Origin of the sequence: Streptococcus sp. NLN64 (assembly GCF_015831295.1) — a bacterium.
GTDB lineage: Bacteria > Bacillota > Bacilli > Lactobacillales > Streptococcaceae > Streptococcus.
In genome coordinates, this window is record NZ_JADXDQ010000091.1 from 1 (window position 1) to 3,047 (window position 3,047).

Genomic DNA, 3,047 nt, shown 5'->3' on the forward strand with positions numbered 1-3,047 from the left:
TAAGAAACAACCATGAGTCCTTTCCATAACTCTATTGTTCTGGGAAACATTGCAATAGTCAAGTATTTATACAATTATTGTTCAAACTGGGTTTTAATAACCCTCTAAACTTATATTACGAGGAGGTATCTTATGAAAAAAGTCGCACTTGTTTGCTTTTTGCTCTTGATGACTACTTCGATTATCTACCCGCTGCGTGAGTATTTGGGGTACACAAATTTGCTTTATTGGTTGATCTCATCTCTTGTTTTTTTGGCAGATTACCGAATTTACCGCTGGTTTATCGGGAAGGTTTCAGAGGATAAGAGTTAGTTTTGAACTGCCTTGGGAGAGGAAGAATGAAGATTGAAAAATGGTTGTTAGTATTGGACTGGCTGGTAGGATTTGCCTTGCTTGATCTCGCTTATTTTATCGATGATGATGGTTTTATGAGGAGTATGTTGGTAGTAATCCTTGTTTCTATCATCGGTCCTTGCTTTTTCAGATTGAAAAGTCGGCGCTTGAGTGCGGATCCTGAGGATTACCGTGGCCAAGATTCTTTTCGGCAATCCCTTTATCTGGCTATCGATTTTTTAATTCGTTTCAGCTTCCTTTTACTGCTGCCGATTTTTTTCTTCTTTCCCAAATGGTTCGACGGCTATAGTTACAGTTTGTTGTTCCTTTACCTTACTTATTGGAACTTGGCTCGGAAAGGGCGTCATGAAGCGGGGCGTTGGAAATAATGTTCGTTTGAAAAACCTGACTTTCGTAGGAAAGTCAGGTTTATTTTGACTCAGAAAAACCAAGGTGAACCACTCAGGTTAAAGGGATACACACCCCTTGCAAGGATAGGGAAAATTGAGATGATGATGGCTTATTAGTAAACTTGATAGAAAATCAAGGTTGACAGTCTAGGATAAATCCCTTATAGTGGATATACTTTATCTCAAAGGAGTTTAGAATGTTTACAACACGAGATCTTACTCAGATTGGTCTGATGACGAGTCTCTTGATTGTGCTGGGCTTACTCCCGGCAATTCCGTTAGGATTTATTCCGGTCCCAATCGTCTTTCAAAACCTTGGGGTTATGCTGGTTGGGGCGACTTTAGGAGCGAAAAAAGGGACTTTTACCATGTTGCTTTTTTTCCTGCTTGGTTTGGTGATTCCCGTTTTTTCAGGGAAATCAACGACTTTGACGGTACTAGCTGGTCCGACTGCGGGGTATCTTTTGGCCTGGGCTTTGGTTCCCTTATTCATGGGACTGATTCTCTCAAGGATTGAGCGAGTCACTTTTCGGATCCTTTTCTTGGTCACGATTCTGATTGGGGTTCTTTTTGTGGATCTTCTAGGTTCGATTTGGTTATCCCATGTAACGAATATGCCTCTTAGTCAATCCCTGATTTCCAGTTTGGTCTTCATTCCCGGAGATCTCTTAAAAGCGTCTGTCGCAAGTCTGATGGCCTTTCGTCTTTCTAATGGGGAACTATAATTATGAAAACTTATGAAAAAATTTTCCAAGAACTCTCGACTGCCACAGATTTTGTGAGTGGTGAAGCGCTAGCGGAACAACTCCAAGTGTCACGCGCAGCCATTTGGAAGGCTATCAAACAGTTGGAAAAGCAAGGAGTTGTGATTGACAGTTTGAAAAATAGGGGTTACCGTTTGGTAGCTGGGGATCTCCTACTACCAGAAGCCATTGCGGAACAAACAGGGCTAGCTGTCTATCACAATTCAACCAGTTCCTCAACACAACTGGATGCCAAGCAGGGGATTGAGGCTGGAAATCCAAGTCCCGCACTTTACCTGGCTCCGAGTCAAACAGCAGCACGTGGGCGATTCTCCCGTTCCTTTTTTGCGCCTGAAAGGGGAGGGATTTACATGAGTCTCCATCTAGAGCCACTGCTACCTTTTGACCAACTTCCAAGTTATACCCTCTTGATTGCGGCTAGTATTGTCAAGGCAATCCACAATCTGACAGGGATAGACACCAACATCAAATGGGTCAATGATATTTATCTTGGCAAGAAGAAGATTGCCGGTATTTTGACAGAGGCTGTCTCAGATGTCGAGACTGGAACCGTGGCCCATATCATCATCGGAGTGGGCATCAATTACTATATACCAGAATTTCCAAAGGACCTGGAAGACAAGGCAGGCTCGCTTTTTACCAGTCAGCCCCAGATTAACAGAAACGATCTGATTGCAGAAATTTGGAAAATTTTTTTGACCAGTAAATCAGAAGATCTTTTTGACCTTTACAAAAAACACTCTCTAGTTCTAGGTCGTGAGATTTGTTACCAATTTCAAGGACAAAAACTGACGGCTACCGCAGTCGATGTTTTAAAAACTGGGGAGCTTCTTGTTGAAACCAGCACAGGAATACAGAAGCTTTCCAGCGGGGAAATTAGTTTAACCAAGTGGTGAGATAACAGAGAGTGGGACAGAACAATTTTTGCAAAAAAATTGTTCGTTACAAGTCTTTATTTCAAGTTGTAAGCTGAAACGGTTTCTCCCCAAACCGACCTCGCTCTTTTATTGTTAGGCTCGGGTTCAAACAGTCTCTCCTCAGACTGTTTGAATCCCACCTCCGGTCTAAAGGCATGTTGAATGCCTTTAGAGTTTCTAGATGAAATGAACGAAGTTCATGTCAATGTTGATTAGGTTGTTTTCTGGACTCAAAGAGTCAGGAGATGACTCTTTGAGCTTCTTGATAAGAGAACATGAAATGTTCTCTCAATAAAAGTGAACAATTGTTATTTGCTTCGCAAATCCTATCTGCACCTCAAACAGCCTTTTAGCTGTTTGACCGAATCAACCACTGCGTCAAAATTGTTTTCACTAATCAAAGTTTTAAGGCTGGAAGTTTTGCCCAGTCTTTTTTCGCCTTTCTGGAAGCGGTCTTTCAATAATTTTACACTTCAAATGATTTATAGGGTAAAACTAATACTCAGTTAAGTTCAAAATCTGAAACCAACCATTGTCTTCGGACAATGGTTTTTAAATCTTCCCAATGTAAACCTCTAATGACTGTTTCTAATTGATCGATGACTGCTTCAAGTGAAGAAAAC

4 protein-coding genes are annotated in these 3,047 nt (G+C 41.4%); all 4 read left to right on the forward strand.

What is annotated here, in order from left to right; genetic code table 11:
• Positions 1 to 132 precede the first annotated feature (132 nt).
• Positions 133 to 312: a hypothetical protein gene (locus tag I2503_RS09090; RefSeq protein ID WP_196967746.1), complete on the forward strand. Its 180-nt coding sequence runs from the start codon at positions 133 to 135 to the stop codon at positions 310 to 312.
• Positions 313 to 338: 26 nt separating this feature from the next.
• Complete coding sequence (locus I2503_RS09095) at positions 339 to 722, forward strand: hypothetical protein (RefSeq protein WP_196967747.1); 384 nt, start codon at positions 339 to 341, stop codon at positions 720 to 722.
• A gap of 218 nt (positions 723 to 940) precedes the next feature.
• Positions 941 to 1,468, forward strand: coding sequence for a biotin transporter BioY (locus tag I2503_RS09100; RefSeq protein ID WP_196967748.1), 528 nt, complete (start codon positions 941 to 943; stop codon positions 1,466 to 1,468).
• A 2-nt stretch (positions 1,469 to 1,470) separates the two neighbouring features.
• A complete protein-coding gene (gene birA, locus I2503_RS09105) occupies positions 1,471 to 2,403 on the forward strand; it encodes a bifunctional biotin--[acetyl-CoA-carboxylase] ligase/biotin operon repressor BirA (protein ID WP_196967749.1) in 933 nt (310 codons plus the stop codon).
• Positions 2,404 to 3,047: the final 644 nt, after the last annotated feature.

Coding starts and splice junctions, on each gene's coding strand:
- I2503_RS09090 (WP_196967746.1), top strand. CDS start 133: ATGAAAAAAGTCGCACTTGTTTGCTTTTTGCTCTTGATGACTACTTCG.
- I2503_RS09095 (WP_196967747.1), top strand. CDS start 339: ATGAAGATTGAAAAATGGTTGTTAGTATTGGACTGGCTGGTAGGATTT.
- I2503_RS09100 (WP_196967748.1), top strand. CDS start 941: ATGTTTACAACACGAGATCTTACTCAGATTGGTCTGATGACGAGTCTC.
- birA (WP_196967749.1), top strand. CDS start 1,471: ATGAAAACTTATGAAAAAATTTTCCAAGAACTCTCGACTGCCACAGAT.